General features: G+C 61.5%; 23 protein-coding genes. 16 read left to right on the top strand and 7 right to left on the bottom strand.

Going from position 1 to position 25324, the window contains the following annotated elements; translation table 11 throughout:
- The first annotated feature begins 3 nt into the window (after positions 1 to 3).
- The 4 genes from AC07OV_RS13990 (at position 4) to AC07OV_RS13975 (ending at position 5184) form a co-directional block, all read left to right on the top strand.
- On the top strand, positions 4 to 633 hold the full coding sequence (locus tag AC07OV_RS13990) for a heme acquisition protein HasA (protein ID WP_176998479.1): 630 nt from the start codon (positions 4 to 6) through the stop codon (positions 631 to 633).
- 173 nt (positions 634 to 806) lie between these two features.
- Positions 807 to 2549, top strand: coding sequence for a type I secretion system permease/ATPase (locus AC07OV_RS13985; RefSeq protein ID WP_495092422.1), 1743 nt, complete (start codon positions 807 to 809; stop codon positions 2547 to 2549).
- Positions 2546 to 3871: an HlyD family type I secretion periplasmic adaptor subunit gene (locus AC07OV_RS13980; protein WP_495092421.1), complete on the top strand. Its 1326-nt coding sequence runs from the start codon at positions 2546 to 2548 to the stop codon at positions 3869 to 3871. The genes AC07OV_RS13985 and AC07OV_RS13980 overlap by 4 nt, the downstream gene beginning before the upstream one ends.
- Positions 3868 to 5184 carry a TolC family outer membrane protein gene (locus tag AC07OV_RS13975; protein WP_495092420.1) on the top strand — a complete coding sequence of 439 codons (1317 nt, stop codon included), beginning with the start codon at positions 3868 to 3870 and terminating at the stop codon, positions 5182 to 5184. The genes AC07OV_RS13980 and AC07OV_RS13975 overlap by 4 nt, the downstream gene beginning before the upstream one ends.
- A gap of 116 nt (positions 5185 to 5300) precedes the next feature.
- Here the strand turns inward: AC07OV_RS13975 and trmA are convergent, their stop codons facing one another.
- Together trmA and AC07OV_RS13965 are read right to left on the bottom strand one after the other, a co-directional pair.
- Positions 5301 to 6380 (bottom strand): tRNA (uridine(54)-C5)-methyltransferase TrmA, encoded by a 1080-nt coding sequence (gene trmA / locus AC07OV_RS13970; protein ID WP_495092419.1) that lies wholly within the window; start codon positions 6378 to 6380, stop codon positions 5301 to 5303.
- The gene (locus AC07OV_RS13965) at positions 6377 to 7672 is read right to left on the bottom strand and encodes an NCS2 family permease (RefSeq protein ID WP_025858939.1); all 1296 of its coding nucleotides are present in this window, start codon (positions 7670 to 7672) and stop codon (positions 6377 to 6379) included. The genes trmA and AC07OV_RS13965 overlap by 4 nt, the downstream gene beginning before the upstream one ends.
- A 222-nt stretch (positions 7673 to 7894) precedes the next feature.
- Here AC07OV_RS13965 and AC07OV_RS13960 point away from each other — a divergent pair, with 222 nt between their 5' ends.
- The 4 genes from AC07OV_RS13960 (at position 7895) to AC07OV_RS13945 (ending at position 12113) form a co-directional block, all read left to right on the top strand.
- On the top strand, positions 7895 to 8341 hold the full coding sequence (locus AC07OV_RS13960) for a DUF4879 domain-containing protein (protein WP_176998474.1): 447 nt from the start codon (positions 7895 to 7897) through the stop codon (positions 8339 to 8341).
- Positions 8342 to 8437: 96 nt separating this feature from the next.
- Positions 8438 to 8947, top strand: a complete 510-nt coding sequence (locus tag AC07OV_RS13955; RefSeq protein WP_495092418.1) for a (2Fe-2S)-binding protein — start codon at positions 8438 to 8440, stop codon at positions 8945 to 8947.
- The gene (locus AC07OV_RS13950; protein WP_494998310.1) at positions 8944 to 9933 is read left to right on the top strand and encodes an FAD binding domain-containing protein; all 990 of its coding nucleotides are present in this window, start codon (positions 8944 to 8946) and stop codon (positions 9931 to 9933) included. Before AC07OV_RS13955 ends, AC07OV_RS13950 begins: the two co-directional genes overlap by 4 nt.
- Positions 9930 to 12113 (top strand): xanthine dehydrogenase family protein molybdopterin-binding subunit, encoded by a 2184-nt coding sequence (locus AC07OV_RS13945; RefSeq protein WP_495092417.1) that lies wholly within the window; start codon positions 9930 to 9932, stop codon positions 12111 to 12113. The genes AC07OV_RS13950 and AC07OV_RS13945 overlap by 4 nt, the downstream gene beginning before the upstream one ends.
- Before the next feature lie 135 nt (positions 12114 to 12248).
- On the opposite strand, the gene AC07OV_RS13940 is transcribed toward AC07OV_RS13945, so the two are convergent.
- On the bottom strand, positions 12249 to 13487 hold the full coding sequence (locus AC07OV_RS13940; protein ID WP_176998470.1) for an MFS transporter: 1239 nt from the start codon (positions 13485 to 13487) through the stop codon (positions 12249 to 12251).
- 318 nt (positions 13488 to 13805) lie between these two features.
- Between AC07OV_RS13940 and AC07OV_RS13935 the strand changes: the two genes are divergently transcribed.
- The 3 genes from AC07OV_RS13935 to AC07OV_RS13925 are packed head-to-tail and all read left to right on the top strand — an operon-like array spanning position 13806 to position 16434.
- Positions 13806 to 15245, top strand: coding sequence for a cytochrome ubiquinol oxidase subunit I (locus AC07OV_RS13935; RefSeq protein ID WP_495092416.1), 1440 nt, complete (start codon positions 13806 to 13808; stop codon positions 15243 to 15245).
- Position 15246: 1 nt separating this feature from the next.
- A complete protein-coding gene (gene cydB / locus AC07OV_RS13930) occupies positions 15247 to 16254 on the top strand; it encodes a cytochrome d ubiquinol oxidase subunit II (protein WP_495092415.1) in 1008 nt (335 codons plus the stop codon).
- A 12-nt stretch (positions 16255 to 16266) separates the two neighbouring features.
- Positions 16267 to 16434, top strand: a complete 168-nt coding sequence (locus tag AC07OV_RS13925) for a DUF2474 domain-containing protein (RefSeq protein WP_176998468.1) — start codon at positions 16267 to 16269, stop codon at positions 16432 to 16434.
- A 66-nt stretch (positions 16435 to 16500) separates the two neighbouring features.
- On the opposite strand, the gene AC07OV_RS13920 is transcribed toward AC07OV_RS13925, so the two are convergent.
- Entirely contained in the window at positions 16501 to 17625 is a 1125-nt protein-coding gene (locus tag AC07OV_RS13920; protein WP_494997763.1) for a methyltransferase, read from the bottom strand.
- Between the two features lie 171 nt (positions 17626 to 17796).
- Positions 17797 to 18507: a helix-turn-helix transcriptional regulator gene (locus AC07OV_RS13915; protein ID WP_494997764.1), complete on the bottom strand. Its 711-nt coding sequence runs from the start codon at positions 18505 to 18507 to the stop codon at positions 17797 to 17799.
- Between the two features lie 446 nt (positions 18508 to 18953).
- On the opposite strand from AC07OV_RS13915, the gene AC07OV_RS13910 reads away from it, so the two are divergent.
- Positions 18954 to 19730 (top strand): ferredoxin--NADP reductase, encoded by a 777-nt coding sequence (locus tag AC07OV_RS13910; protein ID WP_176998465.1) that lies wholly within the window; start codon positions 18954 to 18956, stop codon positions 19728 to 19730.
- 40 nt (positions 19731 to 19770) lie between these two features.
- On the opposite strand, the gene mscL is transcribed toward AC07OV_RS13910, so the two are convergent.
- Positions 19771 to 20187: a large-conductance mechanosensitive channel protein MscL gene (mscL, locus tag AC07OV_RS13905; protein WP_176998464.1), complete on the bottom strand. Its 417-nt coding sequence runs from the start codon at positions 20185 to 20187 to the stop codon at positions 19771 to 19773.
- A 287-nt stretch (positions 20188 to 20474) separates the two neighbouring features.
- On the opposite strand from mscL, the gene katB reads away from it, so the two are divergent.
- The 4 genes from katB (at position 20475) to AC07OV_RS13885 (ending at position 24821) form a co-directional block, all read left to right on the top strand.
- A complete protein-coding gene (gene katB, locus AC07OV_RS13900; RefSeq protein ID WP_494997765.1) occupies positions 20475 to 22016 on the top strand; it encodes a catalase KatB in 1542 nt (513 codons plus the stop codon).
- Between the two features lie 120 nt (positions 22017 to 22136).
- Positions 22137 to 22676 (top strand): ankyrin repeat domain-containing protein, encoded by a 540-nt coding sequence (locus tag AC07OV_RS13895; protein WP_495092414.1) that lies wholly within the window; start codon positions 22137 to 22139, stop codon positions 22674 to 22676.
- A 35-nt stretch (positions 22677 to 22711) separates the two neighbouring features.
- Positions 22712 to 24079, top strand: a complete 1368-nt coding sequence (radA, locus tag AC07OV_RS13890; protein WP_176998461.1) for a DNA repair protein RadA — start codon at positions 22712 to 22714, stop codon at positions 24077 to 24079.
- Between the two features lie 16 nt (positions 24080 to 24095).
- Positions 24096 to 24821, top strand: coding sequence for a hypothetical protein (locus AC07OV_RS13885; RefSeq protein ID WP_495092413.1), 726 nt, complete (start codon positions 24096 to 24098; stop codon positions 24819 to 24821).
- Positions 24822 to 24824: 3 nt separating this feature from the next.
- Here the strand turns inward: AC07OV_RS13885 and AC07OV_RS13880 are convergent, their stop codons facing one another.
- A complete protein-coding gene (locus AC07OV_RS13880; RefSeq protein WP_495092412.1) occupies positions 24825 to 25193 on the bottom strand; it encodes a PilZ domain-containing protein in 369 nt (122 codons plus the stop codon).
- Positions 25194 to 25324: the final 131 nt, after the last annotated feature.

Genomic DNA, 25324 nt, shown 5'->3' with positions numbered 1-25324 from the left:
GTTATGACTATTTCGGTTAATTACGATTCCGCAGCAGGTTCGACCACTATCGCCAACTACCTGAGCGGCTGGTCGCTGGGCTTCAACACGGCCGGTCACGGCACCGGCAACACCGGCGGTTTCAACACCGGTGCGCGGAACATGAGCGGTGAGCAGTACGCCACCCACGGCGCCAACGGCTCCGAGTACGCGTTCATCGCTGAGAGCGATGCCACCAACGGCCTGCACTACGTGTATGACCGCACCCTGCCGGCCAGCGACAACATGAACCACTACCTGTGGGGCCAACTGGACAACGTCCAACTGGGTGAAGTCCTGACAGGCGGCGCCGGCAGCGAATTCGCCCTGAGCGACTACAAAGTGTCCTTCAACGGCCTGGACCTGGAGTCCCTGGTGGGCGCGGGCCGTGCTGGCAACGCTGTTCAGGACGTGATCTACGGCCTGATGCAGGGCAACACCACCGCACTGGAAGCCGTGCTCAACAACCTGCTGGATGACTACGGCCTGTCCACCGCCGACACCTTCGACCACGTTGCTTCCACCTTGGCCAGCCACGCTGCCTCGGTGGCCACTACCGACGTCGCGCTGGTCGGCGTGCAGGACATCCCTCAGGACTTCGCCCTGGCGGCCTGAGCCCCTGCTGCATGAAAAAAGCGAATGGAGGATCGCTCCCCCATTCGCCGCATGACACACCGCTGTCGCCAAGCCTTCTAATTCTTCGGCGGCGGCGGTGCCGAATTCTGCGCAGCGTCGTATCGCCTGTCAACGCGGCGACGCTGCCCGCTCAACCCTTCGAGACTCCCCAGATGCGCCACGCCGGCAACGAAACCCTGGCTGCCCTCACGGCCTATAAAAGTGGCTTCTTCAACATCGGCCTGTTCTCGGCGGTGATCAACCTGCTGATGCTCGCCCCGGCGCTGTACATGCTGCAGGTGTACGACCGAGTGCTGGCGTCGGGCAATCAGATGACCCTGTTGATGCTGACACTGATGATCCTCGGCCTGTTCGGCCTGATGGGCGCGTTGGAATGGGTGCGCAGCCAGGTGGTGATCCGCCTGGGCACGCAAATGGACATGCGCTTGAACCAGCGGGTCTACGACGCCGCGTTCGAAGCGCAACTCAAGGGCAGCCCACAGGCGGCAGGCCAGGCGCTGAATGACCTGACCACGCTGCGCCAGTTCGCCACCGGCCAGGCGCTGTTCGCGTTTTTCGATGCGCCGTGGTTTCCCGTGTACCTGCTGGTGATTTTCCTGTTCCACCCCTGGCTGGGCGTGCTGGCCCTGGGCGGCGCGGTGATCCTGATCGCACTCGCCTGGATCAACCACCGCGTCAGCCAGGCGCCGATGGCCCTGGCCAGTCAGCTGTCCATCAGCGCCAGCCAGCAGGCCACGGCCAACCTGCGCAATGCCGACACCATCGAAGCCATGGGCATGCTCGCCACGTTGCGCGGTCGTTGGTTCGGCGAGCACCAGGCGTTCCTGGCCCAGCAGAACCTGGCCAGTGAAAAGACCGCCGCCGTCACCGCCTGGTCCAAGGGCGTGCGCCTGGCGTTGCAGTCGCTGGTGCTGGGGCTGGGCGCCTTGCTGGCGGTACAGGGCGATATCACCCCGGGGATGATGATTGCCGGGTCGATCCTGATGGGGCGGGTGCTCAGCCCGATCGACCAGTTGATCGGCGTGTGGAAGCAATGGGGCTCGGCGCGCCTGGCCTATGAGCGCTTGTCGCAGATGCTCGCGGCTAACCCTGCACGCCCGGCGCGCATGCACTTGCCGGTGCCCAAGGGCCAGCTGGCGGTGGAACAGCTCAGCGCTTCGGCCCCCGGCAGTCGCCGACCCGCCTTGAACAACCTGGGGTTCAACCTGCCGGCGGGCGAAGTGCTCGGGGTGATCGGCCCATCGGGCTGTGGCAAGTCCACCCTGGCGCGGGTGCTGGTGGGCGCCTGGGCTCCTCTGGCCGGCAAGGTGCGGCTGGACGGCGCCGACCTGACCTTGTGGGACAAACAGCAACTCGGGCCGCACATTGGCTACCTGCCCCAGGACATCCAGTTGTTCGCCGGCAGCATCGCGCAAAACATCGCGCGGTTTGCCGAGGTGGAAGCGGACAAAGTCCTCGCCGCCGCCCAAATGGCCGGCGTACACGAGCTGATCCTGCAACTGCCCCAAGGTTACGACACCGTGCTGGGGGAGGGCGGTGCCGGTTTGTCCGGTGGCCAGAAACAACGCGTGGCCCTGGCGCGTGCGCTGTACGGCCTGCCCGCGTTGATCGTGCTGGACGAGCCCAACGCCAACCTCGACGAAGTCGGCGAGCAAGCGTTGCTCCAGGCCATCGCCCAGCTCAAGCAGCAGCGACGCACCGTGGTGTTGATCACCCACAAAGCCAACGTGCTGACCCTCACCGACCAACTGCTGATGCTCAAGGACGGCCAGTTGCAAGCCTTCGGCCCGACGGCGCGGGTGCTGGAAGCGCGTCAGAAACCCACTGCGCCGGTGACCAAACCGGTGTCGACCATGAGCATGAGTTACCGACTCGGTGAAGGGAAACAGGCATGAGCCAGGGCAAACCGATGCTGGTGAGCGACCAGCCCCACAACGTGCTGGCGCTGGATGACAAAAAGTACTCGCGCCTGGGCTGGTGGCTGGTGCTGGGCGGGTTCGTCGGGTTTCTCGGCTGGGCCGCGCTGGCGCCGTTGGACAAGGGCGTGGCGGTGTCCGGCAAGGTCATGGTCTCGGGCCATCGCAAGACCGTGCAGCACCCGGCCGGTGGGATCGTCGAGCGTATCGAGGTGCGCGACGGTGACGTCGTCAGCGCCGGCCAAGTGCTGTTGCGCTTGAAGGAAACGCCGTTGCGCGGGCAGATGCAGTCGCTGCGCAGCCAGTACCTGGCGTCCCTGGCCAGTGAGGCGCGGTTGAGTGCCGAAAGCGAGGGGCTGCCAGCCATCGACTTCGGCCCGGAACTGCTTAACGATCCGGACGCCGCGGGCACGCTGAGTCTGCAACGGCAGCTGTTCAACAGCCGCGCCCAGGCGTTGGCCACCGAGCAACAAGGCCTGCGCGAAACCATCGCCGGCGCCGAAGCACAGTTGCGCGGCACACGGGATTCCCAAGCCAGCAAAGTCCAGCAACGCGCCGCCCTGAACGAGCAACTGCAAGGCCTGCGCGAACTGGCCCGCGATGGCTATATCCCGCGCAATCGCCTGCTCGACAGCGAACGCCTTTACGCGCAGATCGACGGCACCATCGCCGAGGACTATGGCCGCATCGGCCAATTGCAGCGCCAAGTGCTCGAACTGCGCCTGCGCATCCGACAGCTCGGCGAAGACTTCCAGAAAGACCTGCGCAGCCAGTTGGCCGATACCCGCACCCGCAGCGATGACTTGCGCAATCGCCTGGCGTCGGCCGAGTTCGAGCTGGCCAACAGTTTGGTGCGGGCGCCTGCGTCCGGCGTGGTGGTGGGGCTGGACGTGTACACCGAGGGCGGCGTGATCAAGCCTGGCCAGGCGCTGATGGACATCGTGCCGCAAGGCGAACCGTTGCTGGTGGAGGCGCGAGTGCCGGTGCAGATGATCGATAAGGTGCACCCGGGCTTGCCCGTCGAACTACTGTTCTCGGCCTTCAACCAGGCCACCACGCCGCGGATCGCGGGCGAAGTGACGCTGGTGTCGGCGGACCGCCAGGTCGATGAACGCACCGATGAGCCTTACTACACGCTGCGCGCCCAGGTGAGCGCCGCCGGTATGCAGCAGCTGGATGGCGTACAGATCCGCCCCGGCATGCCGGTGGAAACCTTCGTCAAGACCGGTGAGCGCTCGATGCTCAACTACCTGTTCAAACCCCTGCTCGATCGCACCCATATGGCCCTGGTGGAAGAATGAAGGCGCTGTTGTTTACCTTGTGTTTCGGTTGCACCTCGGCGGCGAACGCCTTGGGTTTGTTGGACGCCTACGACTTGGCGCTGCGCAATGACCCGACCTTTCAGGCGGCCATCCAGGAGCGTGAAGCCGGTGAAGAGAACCGCGTGATCGGCCGTTCGGCGTTGCTGCCGAACCTGTCCTGGAGCTACAACAATTCGCGCAACGAATCTGAAGTGACGGCGGGCAACACCACCAGCGACCGCGATTACCGCAGCTATGCCTCGACCCTGACCTTGCAGCAACCACTGCTCGACTACGAAGCCTATGCGCGCTTTCGCCAGGGCACGGCCCAGGCATTGATGGCCGATGAGCGTTTTCGCGGCAAGAGCCAGGAACTGGCGGTGCGCGTGCTCAATGCCTACAGCCAGGCATTGCTGGCCCAGGAGCGCATCGAGTTGAGCCGTGCGCAGAAGCGCGCGTTTGCCGAGCGCCTGCAACTCAATGACCGTTTGCTCAAGGGCGGTGAAGGCACGCGCACCGACGTGCTGGAAACTCAGGCACGCTTGAGCCTGGCCCAGGCCGAAGAGATCGAATCGCTGGATGCCCAGGACAGCGCCTTGCGCGAACTGGAAGCCATCGTCGGCCAGCCGTTGCAGATCGAAGAGCTGGCGCCTTTGACTCGCCAGTTTGATATCCCGCCACTTGAGCCCAACCGCTTCGAAACCTGGCGTGAAATGGCCATGGCCAACAACCCGGAACTCAAGTCCCAGCACCATGCGCTGGACGTGGCGGCCTATGAAGTGGAGCGCAAGCGCGCGGGCCATTTGCCCAGGGTCAGCCTGTACGCCAGCAGCCGCCAGACCAGCTCTGATTCAGAAAGCAGCTACAACCAGAAATACGACACCAACAGCGTCGGCATTCAGGTCAGCCTGCCGCTGTTTGCCGGTGGCTCGGTGTCAGCCTCTACGCGCCAGGCGGCGAACCAGTTGTCCCAGGCCCAGTACCAGTTGGACGCGCAAACTTCTGCCACGCTGGTGGAGTTGCGCAAGCAGTTCAACCTCAACACCAGCGGCGCGGCGAAAGTGCGGGCCTATGAGATGGCGGTAAGTTCGGCCACGGCGCTGGTCGCGGCGACCCAGAAAAGTGTTAGCGGGGGAGAGCGGGTGAACCTTGATGTGCTCGATGCCGAGCAACAACTCTTCACCGCCCGCCGCGACCTGGCGAATGCGCGGCATGCGTACCTGCTGGCAAGGATTCAATTGAAGTATTACGCGGGGTTGCTCAGCGAGCAGGATTTGCGGGCGTTGGCGGGGTATTTCCAACCCTCTGCCTGACCTGAACACACATCCCCTGTAGGAGCTGGCTTGCCAGCGATTGCGGTGGATCAGTCAGCACAGGTGTTAACTGACACACCGCGATCGCCGGCAAGCCGGCTCCAACAAGGGGCGGTTTATCGGCGGGTCAGCAGCACGCCGGATTCCATGTGGTGCGTCCACGGGAACTGGTCAAACATCGCGCACTGGGTGATTTTGTGCGTGTCATGCAGTTGCGCAATGTTCGCCGCCAACGTCTCCGGGTTGCAGGAGATGTACAGGATGTTGTCGAAACGGCGGGTCAGTTCGCAGGTGTCCGGGTCCATGCCAGCGCGCGGCGGGTCGACGAAGACGCTGCCGAACTCGTAGCTCTTGAGGTCGATGCCGTGCAGGCGACGGAACGGGCGCACTTCATTGAGCGCCTCGGTGAGTTCTTCGGCAGACAAACGCACCAGGGTGACGTTATCCACAGCGTTTTCATCGAGGTTGCTCAGCGCCGCGTTCACCGAGGTCTTGCTGATCTCGGTGGCCAGTACCTTGCGCACGCGGGTGGCCAGCGGCAGGGTGAAGTTGCCGTTGCCGCAATACAGCTCGAGCAAGTCATCCGGGCGATCACCCAAGGCTTCATACGCCCAGTTGAGCATCTTCTGGTTCACCGTGCCGTTGGGTTGGGTGAACGCGCCTTCGGGTTGGCGATAGCTGAAGGTGCGACCGCCGACGTCGAGTTTTTCCACCACGTAGTCGTGGCCGATCACATCGCGCTTGCCCTTGGAGCGGCCGATGATGCTCACGTTCAAGTCAGCCGCCAGCTGGTTCGCGGCGGCGTGCCAATGCTCGTCCAGCGGGCGGTGATAGCACAGGGTGATCATCGCGTCACCCGCCAGGGTGGTGAGAAACTCCACCTGGAACAGCTTGTGGCTCAGGGCGGCGCTGGCTTGCCAGGCGGCCTTGAGTTGCGGCATCAACTGATTGATGCGCAGGCTGGCAATCGGGAATTCTTCGATCAGGATCGGCGTGCGCTTGTCGTCTTGCGAAAACATCGCGTAGTGGCGATCACCGCCTTCGCGCCACAGGCGGAACTCCGCACGCAGGCGAAAGTGCTGCAGTGGCGAGTCGAAGACCTGCGGCTCGGGGGCGTCGAACGGTGCCAGCAGGTCACGCAAGCGCGTGACCTTGTCTTGCAGTTGAGCGGTGTAGCGTGCGGCGTCAAAAGTCATGCGTTGAACCAGCCCAGCTTGATCACGAACAGGATCGACAGGATCACCAGTGCCGGGTTCAGCTCACGGTAGCGGCCCGAAAGCAGCTTGATGGCGGTCCAGGCGATGAAACCGAAGGCGATGCCGTTGGCGATGGAATAAGTGAATGGCATTGCCAGGGCGGTGATCACCACCGGCGCTGCAACGGTGATGTCGTCCCAGTCGATTTCGGCCAGGCCCGAGGTCATCAGCACGGCCACGAACAGCAGCGCCGGGGCCGTGGCGAAGGCCGGCACGCTGGCGGCCAGTGGCGAGAAGAACAGCGCCAGCAGGAACAGGATCGCGACCACGATGGCAGTCAAACCGGTACGGCCACCGGCGCTCACGCCCGCAGCCGATTCGATGTAGCTGGTGGTGGTCGAGGTGCCCAGCAGGGAACCGGCCATGGCGGCGGTACTGTCGGCGATCAGCGCACGGCCCATTTTCGGCATGTGGCCATCTTTACCCATCAGGCCAGCGCGCTTGGCAACGCCGATCAGGGTGCCGGAGTTATCGAACAGGTCGACGAACAGGAAGGCGAAGATCACGCTGACCAGGCCGATATCCAGCGCGCCTTTGATATCCAGCTGCAGGAAGGTCGGGGCCAGGGACGGTGGCATCGAGGTCACGCCGCCGAACGGGGTGAAGCCCAGGGCGATGGAGACGATGGTCACCGCCAGAATGCCGATCAACACCGCACCGCGCACGGCCAGGGCTTCCAGCGCAACGATCAGCGCGAAACCGAGGGTGGCCAGGATCGGCGCCGGTTGTTTCAGGTCGCCCAGGCCGACCATGGTGGCCGGGTTGCTCACCACGATGCCGGCGTTGTGCAGGGCGATCAGCGCCAGGAACAGGCCGATACCGGCGGCAATCGCCGAACGCAGGGGCAGGGGGATGCTGTTGATGATCCACTCACGGATGCGGAAGATCGACAGCAGGAAGAACAGCACCGCCGAAATGAACACCGCACCCAGCGCCACTTGCCAGGTATGGCCCATGTGCAGGACCACGGTGTAGGTAAAGAAGGCGTTGAGGCCCATGCCCGGCGCCAGGGCGATCGGGTAGTTGGCGATCAGGCCCATCACGGTCGAACCGATGGCGGCCGCCAGGCAGGTCGCGACGAACACGGCGCCTTTGTCCATGCCGGTTTCGCCGAGGATGCTCGGGTTCACGAACAGGATGTAGGCCATGGCCAGGAATGTCGTGATACCCGCAAGAATCTCGGTGCGCACGTTGGTGTTGTGTGCCTTGAGTTGAAACAGCTTTTCCAGCATGCCGGCTCCCTGTGACGCTATTTTGCGTCGTTATTTGTTGACCTCTAAGTCAAAGCACAAACTGCGCCAAGCGCCTGTGGTTTCAGAGAGGATCGGAAAAAGCGGCGCATCATACCAGCAGCCGAGGCCATATGGTGTATGGGCTGGGCCTCTTGAACAATCGCTCCGGATCATGGCCTTGAGGCATACTGCGCCGACGTTTAATTCAAGGTCATTGCCAGCATGAAAAAAGCCAACGCGTGGAGTCTAGCTCTGATCGCCAGTATCAGCCTGTGGCTGGGCGCGGCACCGGCGTGGGGCGCGACTGCACCGGCCTTGAGCGAAGTGCGCGTGTTCAAGGTCGAGTCGGCGGCGTGCACTGAAACCATTCCGGAACGGGCGCAAAGTACCCAGATGTGCACGCACCGCGGGCCTACACGGGTCTCGGTGATGGAAGTCGGCCTGGGCAAGAACCCCATGGGCCGTTTCGATGGTGCGGAGCTGGACGGCACGCGCACACCCGTGTGCCAGGTGGGCAACATCAGTCAGGCGTGCAACGGCGCAGGCACTCTGATGGGCTACATCTATGTGTTCAGCCTGAATGTCGAAGCGCCAGGCTGGTTCGAGTACAGCAACTCGTCGATCAACGGCCCGCAGAACACCTTGAAGACGCTGCTCAATATCCGCTGATCAATCCCCTTGAACGCTCATTACCCCGGGAAGTCGTACCCCTGAGACGGCGACTTTCCTGAACGCCGCGGATGTACACCAACCCGTGAGGTGTTTATGAGCGCAACTCCCAAAGGCGCGGCGGCTCGACCGTTCGTCAGCCACTCGATACGCCTGACCCTCAACGGGCAGGATCGCCAACTGAACGTGTTGCCCTGGACCACGCTGCTGGACCTGCTACGCGAACAACTGGACCTGATCGGCAGTAAAAAGGGCTGCGACCACGGCCAATGCGGCGCCTGCACCGTGTTGCGCGATGGCAAGCGGGTGAATGCCTGCCTGACCCTGGCGGTGATGTGCGACGGCGCCGAGCTGACGACGGTCGAGGGTTTGGCCAGCGGCGACGTGCTGCATCCGATTCAGCAGGCTTTTATCAAGCACGATGCCTTTCAGTGTGGCTATTGCACCCCCGGGCAACTGTGTTCCGCCGTCGGCCTGGCCAATGAAGGCCGCGCTCACACCTACGCACAGATCCAGGAATTGATGAGTGGCAACCTGTGCCGCTGCGGCGCCTACAGTAATATTCGCGATGCCATCGAAGAGGTTGTATTGGGAGGTGAGCAATGAACCCCTTTCATTACAGCAAGCCGGTGGACATACGCGAGGCCGTTCACCTGAGCAGCGCCGCCTCGCGCTTCATTGCCGGCGGCACTAACTTGTTGGACCTGATGAAAGAAAACATCAGCCGCCCCGAACACTTGATCGATATCACCGGCCTGCCGCTTCAAGGCGTGGAGGCGACCGCCGACGGTGGGGTGATGATCGGTGCATTGGTCAGCAACGCCGACCTGGCCTGGCATCCGCTGATCGAACAGCGTTACCCACTGTTGTCTCAAGCCATCCTCGCCGGGGCCTCGCCGCAATTGCGCAACATGGCCAGTACCGGTGGCAACCTGTTACAGCGCACGCGTTGCTATTACTTCTATGACGCCGCTGTGCCGTGCAACAAGCGCGAGCCCGGCAGCGGTTGCCCGGCGCGCACCGGCTTGAATCGCATCCATGCCATCCTTGGCGCCAGCGCCCAGTGTGTGGCCACTCACCCTTCAGACATGTGCGTCGCTTTGGCGGCGCTGGAGGCGCGGGTGCACGTTGAAGGGCGTGGCGGCGCGCGGGTCATCGAGTTTGCTGACTTTCACCGCTTGCCCGGTGACGCGCCGCAACGCGATAACCAGTTGGCCGACGACGAACTGATCACGGCCATCGAGCTGCCGGCCGATCAACTGGCCCACCACAGCCATTACTTGAAGATTCGCGACCGTGCCTCTTATGCATTTGCGTTGGTGTCGGTGGCCGCCGCCCTTGAGCTGGACGGCGAGACCATCGTCGACGCCCGTCTGGCGCTTGGCGGTGTGGCGCATAAACCCTGGCGTGATCGCGCGGTGGAGTCGGCGTTGATCGGCCAGGTTGTCAGCCGTGAGACCTTCAGCGCGGCCGCCGACGCCCTGCTGCAAGATGCCGAACCGTTGGCGCACAATGCGTTCAAGATCAAGCTGGCACGCCGCGGGATTATTCGCGCCCTGAGTGATGCCGCTCTCGCTGGAGCACGCCCATGACCGCTATCGGCAAACCGTTGGACCGGGTGGACGGTCTGCTCAAGGTCACTGGCCAGGCGCGTTATGCCGGTGAGTTCCCGGAACAAGGCTTGTTGTATGGCAGCGTAGTGTCCAGCACCGTCGCCAAAGGGCGAGTGACCCGCATCGATGCCGCCAAAGCCTTGGCATTGCCGGGCGTGGTCATGGTGCTTGATCACCTCAACCGGCCGAAACTCGCGAGCTATGACGACGCGTTTGCTGACGCCGATGCGGCCGACGGTTCTGCGTTTCGTCCGTTGTACAACGACCGCGTGTTGTACAGCGGCCAGCCCTTGGCCCTGGTGATCGCAGACAACCTGGAACTGGCACGGCATGCAGGCTCCCTGGTGGAGATCGAATACGCCACCGAACCCTTCGAGACTGACTTGCTGGCTTTACAGGAACAGGCGCACCCGTCACCCCAAACGCCGCCTGCACCACGCGGAAACTTCCAGGCCGAATGGAGCACCGCTGCCGTCCACCTGGATCTGCACTACAGCACGCCCATCGAACACCACAACCCCATGGAGCCCCATGCCAGTACCGTGCTGTACCAGCCCGATGGCACCTTGCATATCCACGACAAAACCCAAGGCCCGCAAAACTGTCAGGCCTATGTGCAAAAAGTCTTCGGCCTGGATAAAAGCCAGGTGCGGATCTTTGCCGCGTTTGTCGGCGGGGCATTTGGTTCAGGGTTGCGCCCGCAATATCAGTTGCCGTTGGCCGTGATGGCGGCCCTGGCGCTCAAGCGTTCGGTGCGCGTGACGCTGACCCGCCAACAGATGTTCACCTTCGGTTATCGCCCGCGCACCTTGCAGCGTTTGCAGATGGGCGCGGCGGCCAACGGCCGGTTGATGGCACTGGGGCACACCGCGATTGGCCAAACCTCACGTTTCGAGGATTTCAGCGAACACGTGGTGGAGTGGAGCGGCATGCTCTACCACTGCGACAACGTGCAGTTGACCTACAAGCTGGTGCCACTGGACGTGTACACACCGCTGGACATGCGCGCACCCGGCGCCGCCCTCGGTGTGATCGGCCTGGAGTGCGCGATGGATGAGCTGGCCTGCGCGCTGGGCATCGACCCCGTGCAACTGCGCCTGATCAACTATGCCGAACGCAGTCAGAACGAAGACAAACCTTGGTCCAGTAAAGCCCTGCGCGAGTGTTACAGCGAAGGCGCCGAACGTTTCGGCTGGAGCCAGCGCAACCCGGAGCCACGCAGCATGCGCGACGGCCGCCAGTTGATCGGCTGGGGCATGGCCGGCGGCGTGTGGGAAGCGATGCAGATGAAGGCCAGTGCCAAGGCAAGGCTCGACGCTAAGGGCAAACTGACGGTCAGCAGCGCCACCACTGATATCGGCACCGGCACCTATACGGTCATGACCCAGATTGCTGCGCAGGCCAGCGGCGTGGCGGTGGCAAATGTCGAGTTTGTGCTCGGCGATTCCTCATTGCCCACGGCCCCGTTGCAGGGCGGCTCGTTCACCGTGTCTTCGGTGGGCACAGCCGTCCAACAAGCCTGCGAAGCATTGGCGGCCAAACTGCTGGAGATTGCGCGGCAGACGTATCCGGTGTTCAAGGGCGCCGAGACGGTGCGCTTTGACGACGGCCACCTGCACACCGGTGATGTGCGTGTATCGCTGGCCCAGTTGGTCAAGGACAGCGGTGAAGATACGCTGCAGGTGCAGGTCGACAGTGAGCCGGACAAGAAGCGCGAGGGCTATGCCACCGCCACGCACTCGGCGGTGTTTGTGGAAGTGCGGGTGGATGAAGACTTGGGCACTATCAAGGTCAGCCGCGTGGTCAGTGCGATTGCGGCCGGGCGCGTGGTGAATCCCAAAATGGCGCGCAGCCAGATTCTTGGCGGGGTGGTGTGGGGCATTGGTATGGCCCTGCATGAAGAAACCCAGACGGACCACCACTTGGGTCGCTTCATGAACCACAGCCTGGCCGAGTATCACATTCCGGTGAATGCGGATATCGGTGAAATTGACGTGGTTTTCGTCGAGGAACACGACGAGATCGTCAATGCGCTAGGGTCGAAAGGGGTGGGTGAGATCGGGATTGTCGGGGTCGCGGCCGCGGTGGCGAATGCGGTGTATCACGCCACGGGCAAGCGGGTCAGGGACTTTCCGATCACCTTGGATAAAGTGCTCTGACATCAATCTCCCGGCCCTGTGAGGTCCAGTGTGGGAGCCGGGCTTGCCCGCGATAGCGGTGGGTCAAACACTTATCTGTGGTTGATACACCGCTATCGCGGGCAAGCCCGGCTCCCACAGGGATAGGGGGATGACTTATGCCTTGGTTTCTTCAACCGGCACATGCATGCGGTCCCGATTGGCCAGGGTCGGGAACAGCTTGATCCACACGCCCGTCACCAGCAGCGTGCCAATCCCGCCCATCACCACGGCCGGCACAGTGCCGAACCAGTGGGCGGTGATGCCCGACTCGAACTCGCCCAATTGGTTGGACGCGCCGATAAACAAGCCGTTGACCGCACTCACTCGCCCGCGCATTTCATCCGGTGTTTCCAATTGCACGAACGATGCGCGGATCACCATGCTGATCATGTCCGCCGCGCCCAGTACCACCAGCACGGCCAGGGAAAACCAGAACGAGGTCGACAGGCCGAAGGCGATGGTCGCCACGCCGAACACGCCCACTGCGGTGAACATCACCCGGCCGACATGGCGGTCAACCGAGAACCGTGCCAGCCACAGCGACATCAACAACGCTCCCACCGCAGGCGCCGAGCGCAACAGGCCCAGGCCCCAGGCGCCGGTCAGCAGGATGTCCTTGGCGAACACCGGCAGCAGCGCGGTGGCGCCGCCCAGCAGTACGGCGAACAGGTCCAGGGAGATGGCGCCGAGGATGTCCGGGCGGCTGCGGATAAAGCGAATCCCGGCCAGCAGCGAGTCCATGGTGGCCTTGGCTTTGTTCAACGGGGTCTGGCGTGCAGGCAGGTTCAGGGTCAGCACGCAGGCAATCAGGTACAGCGCCACGGTGGGGCCGTAGACCCACACGCTGCCGAACGCATAGAGCAGGCCGCCGAGGGCCGGTGCGACGATGGTTGCCAGTTGCTGGGCCGATTGTGACGACGCCACCGCACGCGGAAACAATGCGGTCGGCACGATGCTCGGCAGCAGCGCCTGGGTGGTGGGCATTTCAAAGGAGCGTGCGGCGCCCAGCAGGAAGGCGAGGATGAAGATCATCTCGCGGGTCACGTTGCCGGTCAGGCCGCCGATGGCCAGGCTCAAGGCAATCAACGCCTGCACGGTCTGGCAGATGGCTGCCACCTTGCGCCGCTCGTAGCGGTCGGCCACGTGCCCGGTGTGCAGCATGAACAGCACGCGTGGCACGAACTCCACCAGGCCGACCAAGCCCAGGTCCAGCACGTTGCCGGTCAGTTGGTAGAGGTTCCAGCCGATGGCCACGGTGAGCATCTGGAACCCGCTGGCAGTGAAGATGCGCGCCAGCCAGAACGCGATGAAAGGGCGGTGGTGACGCAACAGCAACGCGGGTTCACTAGGCATCGGGAGTTCAGGTCAGGGCCGGAGGGAGCGCCGAGGTTATCATTAAGTTGTAACAGATAGTTGCAACAACTGAGCTGAGGCAGTCTGTCACGCGGCAAAAGACCACGCCGTCCTACGTCAAAATTAGGACTACTCTTTCAGCAATGCTTGATCCAGATCAAAACCCGCCCCGGGATTGCTCTGGCGGCCGCGAGGCCAGATTCCCTACGTGGTTGGTTAAAAAAGAAACGAATTTGAATTCGCCACACTCCATATCCGTGGGGGCAGTGGGTGCAGGCTCCCAGCCAGCAGCCGGTATTACCTGACAGAGGAAGACTTATGTTCGGTTTGGAGGCGCTAGATCTCGCCCGAATTCAATTCGCGTTCACCATCTCTTTCCACATCCTGTTCCCGGCGATCACCATCGGCCTGGCCAGTTACCTCGCGGTACTGGAAGGCTTGTGGCTCAAGACCCACAACGACACCTACCGTGACCTCTACCATTTCTGGTCGAAGATCTTTGCCGTCAACTTCGGCATGGGCGTGGTCTCCGGTTTGGTCATGGCCTACCAGTTCGGCACCAACTGGAGCCGCTTCTCGGACTTCGCCGGCGCCGTCACCGGGCCGCTGCTGACGTACGAAGTGCTCACGGCCTTCTTCCTTGAGGCCGGTTTCCTGGGGGTGATGCTCTTCGGCTGGAACAAGGTGGGACGCAACCTGCACTTCTTCTCTACCGTGATGGTGGCGGTCGGTACGCTTATTTCGACGTTCTGGATCCTGTCGTCCAACAGCTGGATGCAGACGCCCCAGGGCTTCGAGATCATCGATGGCCGCGTGATCCCGACCGATTGGTTTGCGGTGGTCTTCAACCCGTCTTTCCCTTATCGCCTGGCGCACATGGCCACGGCAGCCTTCGTGGCCACGGCGTTCTTTGTCGGCTCCTCGGCGGCCTGGCACTTGCTGCGCGGCAAGGACAATCCGGCGATCCGCAAGATGCTCTCGATGGCGATGTGGATGGCCCTGATCGTCGCGCCGATCCAGGCGGTGATCGGTGACTTCCACGGCCTCAACACCCTCAAGCATCAACCGGCGAAAATCGCTGCAATTGAAGGCCACTGGGAAAACATCGGTAACGAACCCACGCCGCTGATCCTGTTTGGCTGGCCGGACATGAAGGCCGAAAAAACCAAATACGCGGTGGAGATTCCCTACCTGGGCAGCCTGATCCTGACCCACTCCCTGGACAAACAGGTGCCGGCGCTCAAGGAGTTCCCGCCTGAGGATCGGCCTAATTCGACCATCGTGTTCTGGTCGTTCCGGGTCATGGTCGGCCTGGGCTTCCTGATGATCTTCACCGGTTTGTTCAGCCTGTTGCTGCGCCGGGGCGACAAGATGTACACGTCCAAGCCGTTCCTGTACCTGGCGTTGTGGATGGGCCCGTCCGGCCTGATCGCGATTCTCGCCGGCTGGTTCACCACCGAAATCGGCCGTCAGCCGTGGGTGGTCTACGGGCTGATGCGCACGGCGGATGCTTCATCGGGGCATAGCCTGGCGCAAATGACGATTACGTTGGTGTTGTTCGTGGTGGTGTATTTCGCGCTGTTCGGTGCGGGGCTTGGCTACATGATGCGCCTGGTGCGCAAAGGTCCGCAGACCCATGAGGGCAGTGAGCCAACCCACGGTGGTCCTGGCCAGAAACGCACGCCGGCCCGTCCGTTGTCCGCCGCCGATGATGGCAGCGATGACGACCACACCCACATCCAGCACAAGGGGCATTGAGATGGGCATTGATCTTCCGCTGATCTGGGCCGTGATCATCATCTTCGGCATCATGATGTACGTGGTCATGGACGGCTTCGACCTGGGCATCGGCATTCTCTTTCCGTTTATCCCGGGCAAGACTGACCGTGACGTGATGATGAACACCGTCGCTCCGGTATGGGACGGTAACGAAACCTGGCTGGTACTCGGTGGCGCCGCGCTGTTTGGTGCATTCCCGTTGGCGTACTCGGTGGTGTTGTCGGCGCTGTACCTGCCACTGATTTTGATGCTGATCGGGCTGATCTTTCGCGGTGTGGCCTTCGAGTTCCGCTTCAAGGCCAAGGACCACAAGCGTCACCTGTGGGACAAGGCGTTCATCGGCGGCTCGCTCGCGGCCACGTTCTTCCAGGGCGTGGCGCTGGGCGCCTTTATCGATGGCATCCCGGTGGTTGACCGCAAGTTTGCCGGCGGTTCCCTGGACTGGCTCACGCCGTTCACGATGTTCTGCGGTGTGGCGTTGGTGGTTGCCTACGCCTTGCTCGGCTGCACCTGGCTGATCATGAAAACCGAAGGCAAGTTGCAGGAACAGATGCACAACCTGGCGCGGCCGCTGGCATTCGTGGTGTTGGCCGTGATCGGTATCGTCAGCCTGTGGACACCGCTGGCACACCCGGAAATCGCCTCGCGCTGGTTCACCCTGCCAAACCTGTTCTGGTTCCTGCCGGTGCCGATCCTGGTGCTGGTGACCATGTACGGGCTGATCCGCGCCGTGGCACGTAACGCTCACTACACGCCGTTCCTGCTGACACTGGTGCTGATCTTCCTCGGCTACAGCGGCCTGGGGATCAGCCTGTGGCCGAACATCATCCCGCCGTCGGTGTCGATCTGGGACGCCGCCGCGCCGCCGCAAAGCCAGGGCTTCATGCTGGTGGGCACGTTATTCATCATCCCGTTCATCCTGGGCTACACCTTCTGGAGCTACTACGTATTCCGCGGCAAGGTCACCCACGAAGACGGCTACCACTAGGAGGGTCGCGACATGGCGGGCAAACCTTCGTTGCACGAGATTGAACAGGCCGAGAAACAGCCGTTGTGGCGGCGCCTGGGGTGGTTGGCGATGATCTGGACCGGCAGCGTGCTGGCCCTGTTTGTCGTGGCCAGCCTGATGCGCATGTTCATGAATGCGGCCGGCCTGACCACCCACTGACATCCCGATCCGGGCCTCGCGGCCCGGCTTTTCAACCCTGCCCTTTGCGAGAACGGCAGGGTTTTTTTATTTGCGCGCTTTGAGGATCACGAACTTCGGCGTGGTGGCGACTTGCTCGACACCACGGAACAACCGCGCCAGTTTGGTGTGATAACCCAAGTGACGGTTACCGACGATGTACAGGGCGCCACCGACCACCAAACTTTCCCGGGCTTGCTGGAACATGCGCCAGGCGAGGAAGTCGCCCACCACCTGTTGCTGGTGGAACGGCGGATTGCACAGCACCACGTCCAGCGAACCGGGCTCCTGGCCGGCCAGGCCATCACCGGCCCGCACGCTCACTTCACGCTCGCCCAGCGCGGCGCGCCAGTTCTCGGCGGCCGATTGCACGGCCATATAAGACTCGTCCACCAGGGTGTACTGCGCGTCGGGGTTGTGCAGGGCACTGGCAATCGCCAATACGCCGTTGCCGCAACCCAGGTCGGCCACGCGGGCGCTGCCGAGGTTTTTGGGCAGGTGGGGCAGGAAGGCACGGGTACCGATGTCCAGCCCTTCGCGGCAGAACACGTTGGCATGGTTGAGCAGTTCGATGGCCGGCGCTTCCAGGGCATAACGCGTCGGGTAGGGTGACACCGCCGTTGGGCGATCCGCTTGGGTCGCGATCAGCAGGCGTGCCTTTTTCACGGCCAGGGAGGCGTGCATCGGGCCGATGTAGCGTTCCAGCAAGTCGCCCGCAGCCCGTGGCAGGTGCTTGATCATGCCGGCGGCGATCACTTCGGCGTCGGGCGCCAATTGGCCTTGCAGGCGGATCAGTTGTTCCTCCAGCAGCGCCAGGGTCTTGGGCACGCGGATCAGGACGCGATCAAACGGCCCGCTCGGCACCTGGCTGGCCGGGACGAACGTGACCGCGTCAAACGCCTTGCCGTTGCGCGACAGGTTCTTCTCCAGGCCCTGGGCGGCGAGGAATGAGTCGCCGCTGGTGGTGACCTGCACGTGCCCCTCAAGGCTGGCGGCCAGGGCGCCAAAACTGTCGTTGAGCACCAGCACGCGGGTTGTGGCTTGCGGCTGCTGTTCGGCCAGGTAGCTGAGCAAATACTCGTCGGCCGCATCGAAGGCCTGCAATGGATCGTTGTGTTGCTCTGGCTGGCGAATCAGATCGAGCTGGGCGAAGGGGCTGTCGAGCAGGGGCATGGCGGGGGAGGCTCTGGGTCATCGATGGGTGTTCAGCCGGCTGCGCAGGTGCTGGCGGAACCGTCTGAGTGGACTGCGAAGCGGTGCTTGAAGCACTGCGTCACCACTCAGAATTGGCTGCGAATGTTACTTTTTTTTCGATGTAATTACATGCGGGGATTGATACGTCACTCAAAACAGGCCTGCTTTCGAGGCCGTGAGCACTGCAGCAATCTTGTTATTGACCCCTAACTTGATGAACGAATTTTTCAAATGAAAGCCCACCGTACGTTCCGAGAGGCAAAGAATCGTCGCGATGTCCCCGGCGGTCTTGCCCATGGCCGACCATTTGAGAATCTCTGTTTCTCTGGGGGATAGTTTGTTGGGCGCCTGAGGCGCGGGCTTGTCTGCGTATTTCTTGGCGACCACCGCGTGCATCGCGTGACACATCCACAACACCTGGCCGGCTTTTTCGTAAAGCTCTTGGGGGCTGACATCACCTTCGCCGCGCCCCAGGGTCAACATACTGAAGACGCCCTGGAAGTCGTGGACTGATTGGCTCCAGCCCAAGTGCACACCGAACGATTGCGCCAGGTCCCATAAGTTGGGCGTGGCATGGAAGGCTTTCTCCTCCCAGACAATCGGAAGCACGCAACGTTTACAGTGGCCAACAACGGGGTCTACATCATAGAAGTGCGCTTGCTTGTAAATGGTGTTCCATTCATTGGGGTAATTGTTTATCTGGATCGGTTCAGTTTGATTTTTAGGTAATTGGGAACTCATCGTAAATGAGCAGAATTGGAAGCCGAGCTCGTAGGTGTGGTTGACAACCATTTCAAACACACTGGTGATCTCGTTCTCGCCTTCCAGTTTGGGGAGCCGTGTGTTCCGCCAGTTAAGCATGGGTAAATCTCCATAGGTTTCTCCGTGACTTGGGTACGTCCTAATCCCCCAAAGCAGCACGAAAATGAGTGTAGGACATAGCCTACTGACGCTGGTGAAAAAAAAGTTATGGATAACTAGGCTTTAGGTAGTTATGCCTTGTACAACGCACTGCTTTTGGTAAGGATTATTCAGTCTGCGAGAAAAACCTTTTGGTTTTAATGGTTTATCACTAGTGCCAAAGTGATAGCTAATAAGCGTGCAGCGACATCTAGCGAATTATTCCGAGCTTCCTAATAGCGAAATGATTAGTTCGCACTATTTGCCTATTACTGTTTCAAAAACGTAACGCAATTCCACTCAAAGGGCCGGAGAAACCCTGAACGCAACAATGCCAGTACCAATCGTCGGTGTTTGCACGGGTTGTTTTGAGCGACACTAGGGGCCTGTGCAAAACGGAGTTCCCCATGACGGCCAGTGCTGAAAAATTCACCCGCCAGACCTTGCTCGATGTGCAATCGCTGACCCCTAGTCTGTTCACCTTGCGCACCACCCGCGACCCCGGCTTTCGGTTCACGGCGGGCCAGTTTGTACGCCTGGGCGTTACCAAAGCCGATGGCAGTACCGTGTGGCGCGCTTATTCCCTGGTGTCTTCACCGTTTGATGAGCATCTGGACTTCTTCTCTATCGTCGTTCCGGGCGGCGAATTCACCAGCGAGCTGAGTCGCTTGCAGGTGGGCGATACCTTGATGGTGGAGCGCCAGGCCACGGGTTTCCTGACTCTGAACCGCTTTGTCGATGGGCGTGATTTGTGGCTGCTGGGCACCGGCACCGGGGTGGCGCCCTTTCTGTCGATCCTGCAGGACTTTGAAGTGTGGGAAAAATTCGAACGCATCGTACTGGTTTACAGCGCCCGGGAAGCCAAGGAATTGGCCTACCAGTCACTGATCAAGGAACTGGGCGAGCGTGAGTACCTGGCCGAGTACGCGCACAAACTCACGTACATTCCGATCGTCACCCGTGAGCAGCATCCGGGCGCGTTGAATGGGCGCATTACCACGCTGATCGAGAATGGTGAATTGGAGCGTGCCGCAGGTGTCGAGCTGACCCCTGAGCACTCCCGCGTATTGATTTGTGGCAACCCGCAGATGGTCGACGACACCCGCCAACTGCTCAAGCAGCGCGACATGCAACTGAGCCTGAGCCGACGCCCCGGCCAGGTGGCGGTGGAAAACTACTGGTAGAAAAAAGGCGCCTCAAAAGGCGCCTTTTTTGGGTCCGCGATTAAAGCGGCTTGTTGTTCTGGGCTTTGAGCAGGTCCCGAATTTCGGTCAGCAGCTCTTCCTCTTTGGTCGGAGTCGGCGGCAGGGTAGGTGCCACGGCTTCTTCGCGCTTGAGGCGGTTGATGGCTTTCACGCCCATGAAAATCGCAAACGCGATGATCACGAAGTCGATGATGCTCTGGATGAATTTGCCGTAAGCCAGTACCACGGCCGGCGCCCCGCCTTGTGCGGCCTTGAGCTGGATGGCCAGGTCGCCGAAGTCCACGCCGCCGATCAGCAGGCCGATAGGTGGCATCACCACGTCCCCTACAAACGAGGAAACAATTTTGCCGAAGGCGGCGCCGATGATAATACCGACGGCCATATCGACCACATTACCTTTGACCGCGAAGGCCTTGAACTCACTGATCACGCCCATAGGTTATTCCTTGTTACAGATGAGAAGGGTGGAAGTCAGTGTAATTCAGTCGTAGAGGGCTTGCGCGACACAACTGTTAACACTGTTAGTTTTTATCGACACATTAAATCGCAAATAGTTTGCAAAGTGCCACCAGTCGCGCGCGAAATACCCGTGGTTTCAGTGGGTTACCACCTTATTTTATTAATCGGGTTGGTACGGCTTTTCTATTTATCTTCCGGCGCTCGGATCACTAGCCTCTGGCAAGCACAACTGAATGTGCATTAAAAAAACCAGAGGAAACCTCGATGAAAACCCCCATGAGTCGCAGGCCTGTTTCAGCGCGAGTCGCGCTGGCATTGGCCACCGCCAGCCTGCTGTCCCTCTCCGTGCAGGCCGCCAACCTGACCCGCGATAACGGTGCGGCGGTCGGTGACAACCAGAACTCGCAGACGGCCGGCGCCAATGGCCCGGTGCTGCTGCAAGATGTGCAACTGATCCAGAAACTGCAGCGTTTTGACCGCGAGCGCATCCCGGAGCGTGTGGTGCATGCCCGTGGCACCGGGGCCCACGGCACCTTCACGGTCACCGATAACCTCAGCGACCTGACCAAGGCCAAGGTGTTTGCCGCCGGTGAATCCACCCCGGTGTTCGTGCGGTTCTCTGCGGTGGTGCATGGCAACCACTCGCCTGAAACTCTGCGTGACCCGCGCGGCTTCGCTACCAAGTTCTACACCGCCGAAGGCAACTGGGATTTAGTGGGCAACAACTTCCCGACCTTCTTTATTCGCGATGCCATCAAGTTCCCGGACATGGTCCATGCGTTCAAACCGGACCCGCGCACTAATCTGGACGATGACTCACGCCGTTTTGACTTCTTCTCCCATGTTCCGGAAGCCACGCGCACCCTCACCGAGTTGTATTCCGACTCCGGCACGCCAGCGAGTTATCGGGAAATGGACGGCAATGGCGTACATGCCTACAAGTTGATCAACGCCAAGGGTGAAGTGCACTACGTCAAGTTTCACTGGAAGAGCCTGCAAGGCATAAAGAACCTCGACCCCAAACAAGTTATCGACGTTCAGGGGCGTGACTACAGCCATATGACCCATGACTTGGTCACCCATATCAACAAGGGCGACTTCCCCAAGTGGGACTTGTATGTGCAAGTCCTCAAGCCTGAAGACCTGGCCAAGTTCGACTTCGACCCCTTGGACGCCACCAAGATCTGGCCGAATGTGCCCGAGCGTAAAGTGGGGCAAATGGTCCTGAACCGCAACCCGGCGAACGTCTTCCAGGAAACCGAGCAAGTGGCCATGGCCCCGGCGAACCTGGTGCCGGGTATCGAGCCGTCGGAAGACCGCCTGCTGCAAGGCCGGGTGTTCTCCTACGCTGACACCCAGATGTACCGCCTGGGCCCGAACGCCCTGCAACTGCCGATCAATGCTCCCCGGGTGACCGTTAATAACGGTAACCAGGATGGTGCGATGAACATCGGCAAGACCACCAGCGGCGTGAACTACCAGCCAAGTCGCCTTGAGCCACGGGAAGAACCGCAAACCGCACGCTACAGCCAGCTGGCGCTGTCGGGCAGCACCCAGCAGGCGAAGATCCAGCGTGAGCAGAACTTCAAGCAGGCCGGTGATCTGTACCGCTCCTACAGCAAGAAAGAGCGTCAGGACTTGATCGACAACTTCGGCGGCTCGTTGGCCACCACCGATGACGAGAGCAAGCACATCATCCTGTCGTTCCTCTACAAGGCGGACCCGGAGTACGGCACCGGCGTGACCAAAGTGGCCAAGGGCGACCTGGCACGCGTGAAAGCGCTGGCCGAAAAACTCACCGACTAACCCCACACCCCCGTAGGAGCCGGCTTGCCGGCGATTAGGCCCTTGAAGTTTGCGTCGGCTCAAGGACGCCATCGCCGGCAAGCCGGCTCCTACAAAGGGCGCGTTTACGGAGGAAGTGTTATGCGAATTTTGATGGGCGCCGTGCTGGTTTGCCTGACGTTCGGCGCATGGGCCGAGCCCGCCGACCCTGCGAAGCTCAAGGCACAACTGCAGGATTATTACTTCGACGCCGCCCGCCGTGGCGACCTCGACATGCTCAACACCTTTATCGAGTCCGGCTACAGCCTAAATACCCAGGACGACAAGGGCTACACCGCGCTGATCCTCGCCGCCTACCACGGCCAGGGTCCGTTCGTGGAGCGCTTGCTCAGCGCCGGCGCCGACGCTTGTGTGCAGGACAAACGCGGCAACACTGCGCTGATGGGCGCGATCTTCAAGGGTGAGCTGAAAATCGCCCAGCGCCTGCTGGCCACCGACTGCAACCCCGACCAGCGTAATGGTGCCGGGCAGACCGCCGCCATGTACGCCGGGCTGTTCAAGCGGGTCGAGCTGCTCGATGCCCTCAAGGCCAAGGGCGCCGACCTGAATGCCGAAGACCCGATCGGTAACAGCGCTTCACGCTTGGCCAGTGGTGAAATCCGGACCCCGGCGCCGCGCTGAGCTATTATCGCGGTTTTTCGGTTGGAGGTTCTCAAATGGCAAAGGCCAAGCGCATGTACGGCTGCACGGAGTGCGGCGCGACCTTTCCCAAGTGGGCCGGCCAGTGCACTGAGTGCGGTGCGTGGAACACCCTGACTGAAACCATGATCGAAAGCGGTGGCGCCGCAGCCCCCACCGGCCGTGCCGGCTGGACCGGGCAGCAGGCGCAGATCAAGACCCTGGCCGAAGTCAGCGTCGAAGAAATCCCGCGTTTCTCCACCGCTTCCGGTGAGCTGGACCGGGTGCTCGGCGGCGGTCTGGTGGACGGCTCGGTGGTGCTGATCGGCGGCGACCCGGGCATCGGCAAGTCGACCATCCTGCTGCAAACCCTGTGCAGCATTGCCAGCCGTATGCCGGCGCTGTACGTCACCGGTGAAGAATCCCAGCAACAAGTGGCTATGCGTGCGCGGCGCCTGGGGCTGCCCCAGGATCAGTTGCGGGTCATGACCGAAACCTGCATCGAAAGCATCATCGCCACGGCGCGTATCGAAAAGCCCAAGGTGATGGTGATCGACTCGATCCAGACCATTTTTACCGAACAACTGCAATCGGCACCTGGCGGCGTGTCCCAGGTGCGCGAAAGTGCGGCGCTGCTGGTGCGCTATGCCAAGCAGAGCGGCACGGCGATCTTCCTGGTGGGCCATGTGACCAAAGAGGGCGCGCTGGCCGGGCCACGGGTGTTGGAACATATGGTCGACACCGTGCTGTATTTCGAAGGCGAGTCCGATGGCCGTCTGCGGCTGTTGCGCGCCGTGAAGAACCGCTTTGGTGCCGTGAACGAGCTGGGCGTGTTTGCCATGACCGACCGGGGCTTGAAAGAAGTCTCCAATCCATCGGCGATTTTTCTCACACGTGCTCAGGAAGAAGTCCCGGGCAGTGTGGTGATGGCGACGTGGGAAGGCACCCGGCCGATGCTGGTGGAAGTGCAGGCGCTGGTGGATGACAGCCACTTGGCCAACCCACGTCGGGTCACGCTGGGCCTGGATCAGAACCGCCTGGCCATGTTGCTCGCGGTGCTACACCGCCACGGCGGCATTCCGACCCACGATCAGGACGTGTTCCTCAACGTGGTCGGCGGGGTCAAGGTGCTGGAAACGGCATCCGACCTGGCGTTGATGGCAGCGGTGATGTCGAGCTTGCGCAATAAACCGCTGCCTCACGACCTACTGGTGTTCGGCGAGGTCGGCCTGTCGGGTGAAGTGCGTCCCGTGCCGAGCGGTCAGGAACGGTTGAAAGAAGCGGCCAAGCACGGCTTTAAACGCGCAATCGTGCCCAAGGGCAATGCGCCGAAAGAGTCGCCGCCGGGCTTGCAGATCATTGCTGTCACACGCCTGGAGCAGGCGTTGGATGCACTTTTTGAATAAACCAGGGATGGATGCCATGCAACGTTCGAAATGCTGGGGCGCAGTCGCCCTGTTTGTCGCCTTGGCCGGGCTGCCTGCTTTGGCGTGGGCCGAGCTGCCCGCCGGTTACCGTCTGGCGCAAAAGCTGGCAACGGATGACGGCAGTGTCCTGCAGGTGCTCGAAGACCAGCGCATCAGCGCTCAGTTGCACAAGGACAGTTGGGGCAATGGCCTGGACGAGGACTCGTTTGACGAGCCTGGCGACCTGGTGGAAAACCCGCTGCTGGAAGCCCAGGTGCGGTTAGTGTCAGCCTCCGGTGACGTGATCGCCCACGAAGACCTCGGCTACCCGCTGGCCGAGGTTAAAAAGGCGCCGCTCAAAAGCCTGCCGGAGACGGTGTATTTCCTGGTCATCGACCAGACCGCACCGATGGGCAGCTACAGTGGCCCGGCCACACAACTGTTGATGCCCGCCAAACACCACCTCAAGCCGATGGACTGCAAAGGCACCGATGGCAAGATCAAACCATTGATCCTGGCCCAGACCGGCAAGGCCGCCTGGCAGGCTGCCACGCCGGCCGCTGGCGGGGTGGATGAATTGCTGCAAGTGTCGTCCTTCATGGACGGTGACGGCGACGAAGACTTCGTCACCCGTTACACCACCTACCGTTTTGCCGACGACCTGTGGCAGGCCGCGTCGACTCAGAAAGCGGGCTTCTGGGAGTCGGAAGGCGACTTCCCGGCACGTACGGCATTTCCCTGACGGCTAAATTTCGAGCAAGGCACCCAGTTCGCGGTGCAGCTCATCCTCATCGCCCAGGTTCAGCTCGATCAGCCGCTTCAGGTGGCTGATCGAATCCAGGTCAATGTGTTCGCACACAAAACCCAACTGTCCGTGATCGTCATGGGCCAGCTTCACCTGCATCTTGATATGCGCCTGTGGGTCCAGGCGGATATCCACGTCAAACAGGCGCTTGCCATTGCCCCGCCAGTCGTCAGGGCGCTCCACCAGTAACCCGCGCAGCGACAAATCCACCAGTTGCACCGGCCAATTCCAGCTGTCCTGGGCAATGGTTGTCCTGGCATCAAAGGCGATTCGTCGAAAACGGCGGCGGTCAGACGGTTGCTCGGTCATGGTTAAACCCTCTGTGAATAGAAGGATTGTAGCCTTGCGCCATCACCCGGCTTTTATTTCTGCTTTTTTTGCCATGGCAAGGCTCTAGACCAACGTAGGGGGGTGGTCTTTGAAGCCAACAGCGCTAAACT

Source organism: Pseudomonas sp. GW821-FHT09A09 (genome assembly GCF_059418405.1).
Note: the sequence above shows the minus strand (reverse complement) of the source record. Positions and strands in the feature narration are given on the sequence as shown.

Bases quoted from the DNA above. Each gene is read 5' to 3' on its own strand.
- AC07OV_RS13910 (WP_176998465.1), top strand. From the start codon at position 18,954: ATGACGGCCAGTGCTGAAAAATTCACCCGCCAGACCTTGCTCGATGTG.
- AC07OV_RS13940 (WP_176998470.1), bottom strand. From the start codon at position 13,487: ATGCCTAGTGAACCCGCGTTGCTGTTGCGTCACCACCGCCCTTTCATC.
- AC07OV_RS13975 (WP_495092420.1), top strand. From the start codon at position 3,868: ATGAAGGCGCTGTTGTTTACCTTGTGTTTCGGTTGCACCTCGGCGGCG.
- AC07OV_RS13950 (WP_494998310.1), top strand. From the start codon at position 8,944: ATGAACCCCTTTCATTACAGCAAGCCGGTGGACATACGCGAGGCCGTT.
- AC07OV_RS13880 (WP_495092412.1), bottom strand. From the start codon at position 25,193: ATGACCGAGCAACCGTCTGACCGCCGCCGTTTTCGACGAATCGCCTTT.
- AC07OV_RS13960 (WP_176998474.1), top strand. From the start codon at position 7,895: ATGAAAAAAGCCAACGCGTGGAGTCTAGCTCTGATCGCCAGTATCAGC.
- cydB (WP_495092415.1), top strand. From the start codon at position 15,247: ATGGGCATTGATCTTCCGCTGATCTGGGCCGTGATCATCATCTTCGGC.
- mscL (WP_176998464.1), bottom strand. From the start codon at position 20,187: ATGGGCGTGATCAGTGAGTTCAAGGCCTTCGCGGTCAAAGGTAATGTG.
- radA (WP_176998461.1), top strand. From the start codon at position 22,712: ATGGCAAAGGCCAAGCGCATGTACGGCTGCACGGAGTGCGGCGCGACC.
- AC07OV_RS13920 (WP_494997763.1), bottom strand. From the start codon at position 17,625: ATGCCCCTGCTCGACAGCCCCTTCGCCCAGCTCGATCTGATTCGCCAG.
- katB (WP_494997765.1), top strand. From the start codon at position 20,475: ATGAAAACCCCCATGAGTCGCAGGCCTGTTTCAGCGCGAGTCGCGCTG.
- AC07OV_RS13980 (WP_495092421.1), top strand. From the start codon at position 2,546: ATGAGCCAGGGCAAACCGATGCTGGTGAGCGACCAGCCCCACAACGTG.
- AC07OV_RS13895 (WP_495092414.1), top strand. From the start codon at position 22,137: ATGCGAATTTTGATGGGCGCCGTGCTGGTTTGCCTGACGTTCGGCGCA.
- AC07OV_RS13990 (WP_176998479.1), top strand. From the start codon at position 4: ATGACTATTTCGGTTAATTACGATTCCGCAGCAGGTTCGACCACTATC.
- AC07OV_RS13965 (WP_025858939.1), bottom strand. From the start codon at position 7,672: ATGCTGGAAAAGCTGTTTCAACTCAAGGCACACAACACCAACGTGCGC.
- AC07OV_RS13945 (WP_495092417.1), top strand. From the start codon at position 9,930: ATGACCGCTATCGGCAAACCGTTGGACCGGGTGGACGGTCTGCTCAAG.
- AC07OV_RS13925 (WP_176998468.1), top strand. From the start codon at position 16,267: ATGGCGGGCAAACCTTCGTTGCACGAGATTGAACAGGCCGAGAAACAG.
- AC07OV_RS13885 (WP_495092413.1), top strand. From the start codon at position 24,096: ATGCAACGTTCGAAATGCTGGGGCGCAGTCGCCCTGTTTGTCGCCTTG.
- trmA (WP_495092419.1), bottom strand. From the start codon at position 6,380: ATGACTTTTGACGCCGCACGCTACACCGCTCAACTGCAAGACAAGGTC.
- AC07OV_RS13915 (WP_494997764.1), bottom strand. From the start codon at position 18,507: ATGCTTAACTGGCGGAACACACGGCTCCCCAAACTGGAAGGCGAGAAC.
- AC07OV_RS13935 (WP_495092416.1), top strand. From the start codon at position 13,806: ATGTTCGGTTTGGAGGCGCTAGATCTCGCCCGAATTCAATTCGCGTTC.
- AC07OV_RS13985 (WP_495092422.1), top strand. From the start codon at position 807: ATGCGCCACGCCGGCAACGAAACCCTGGCTGCCCTCACGGCCTATAAA.
- AC07OV_RS13955 (WP_495092418.1), top strand. From the start codon at position 8,438: ATGAGCGCAACTCCCAAAGGCGCGGCGGCTCGACCGTTCGTCAGCCAC.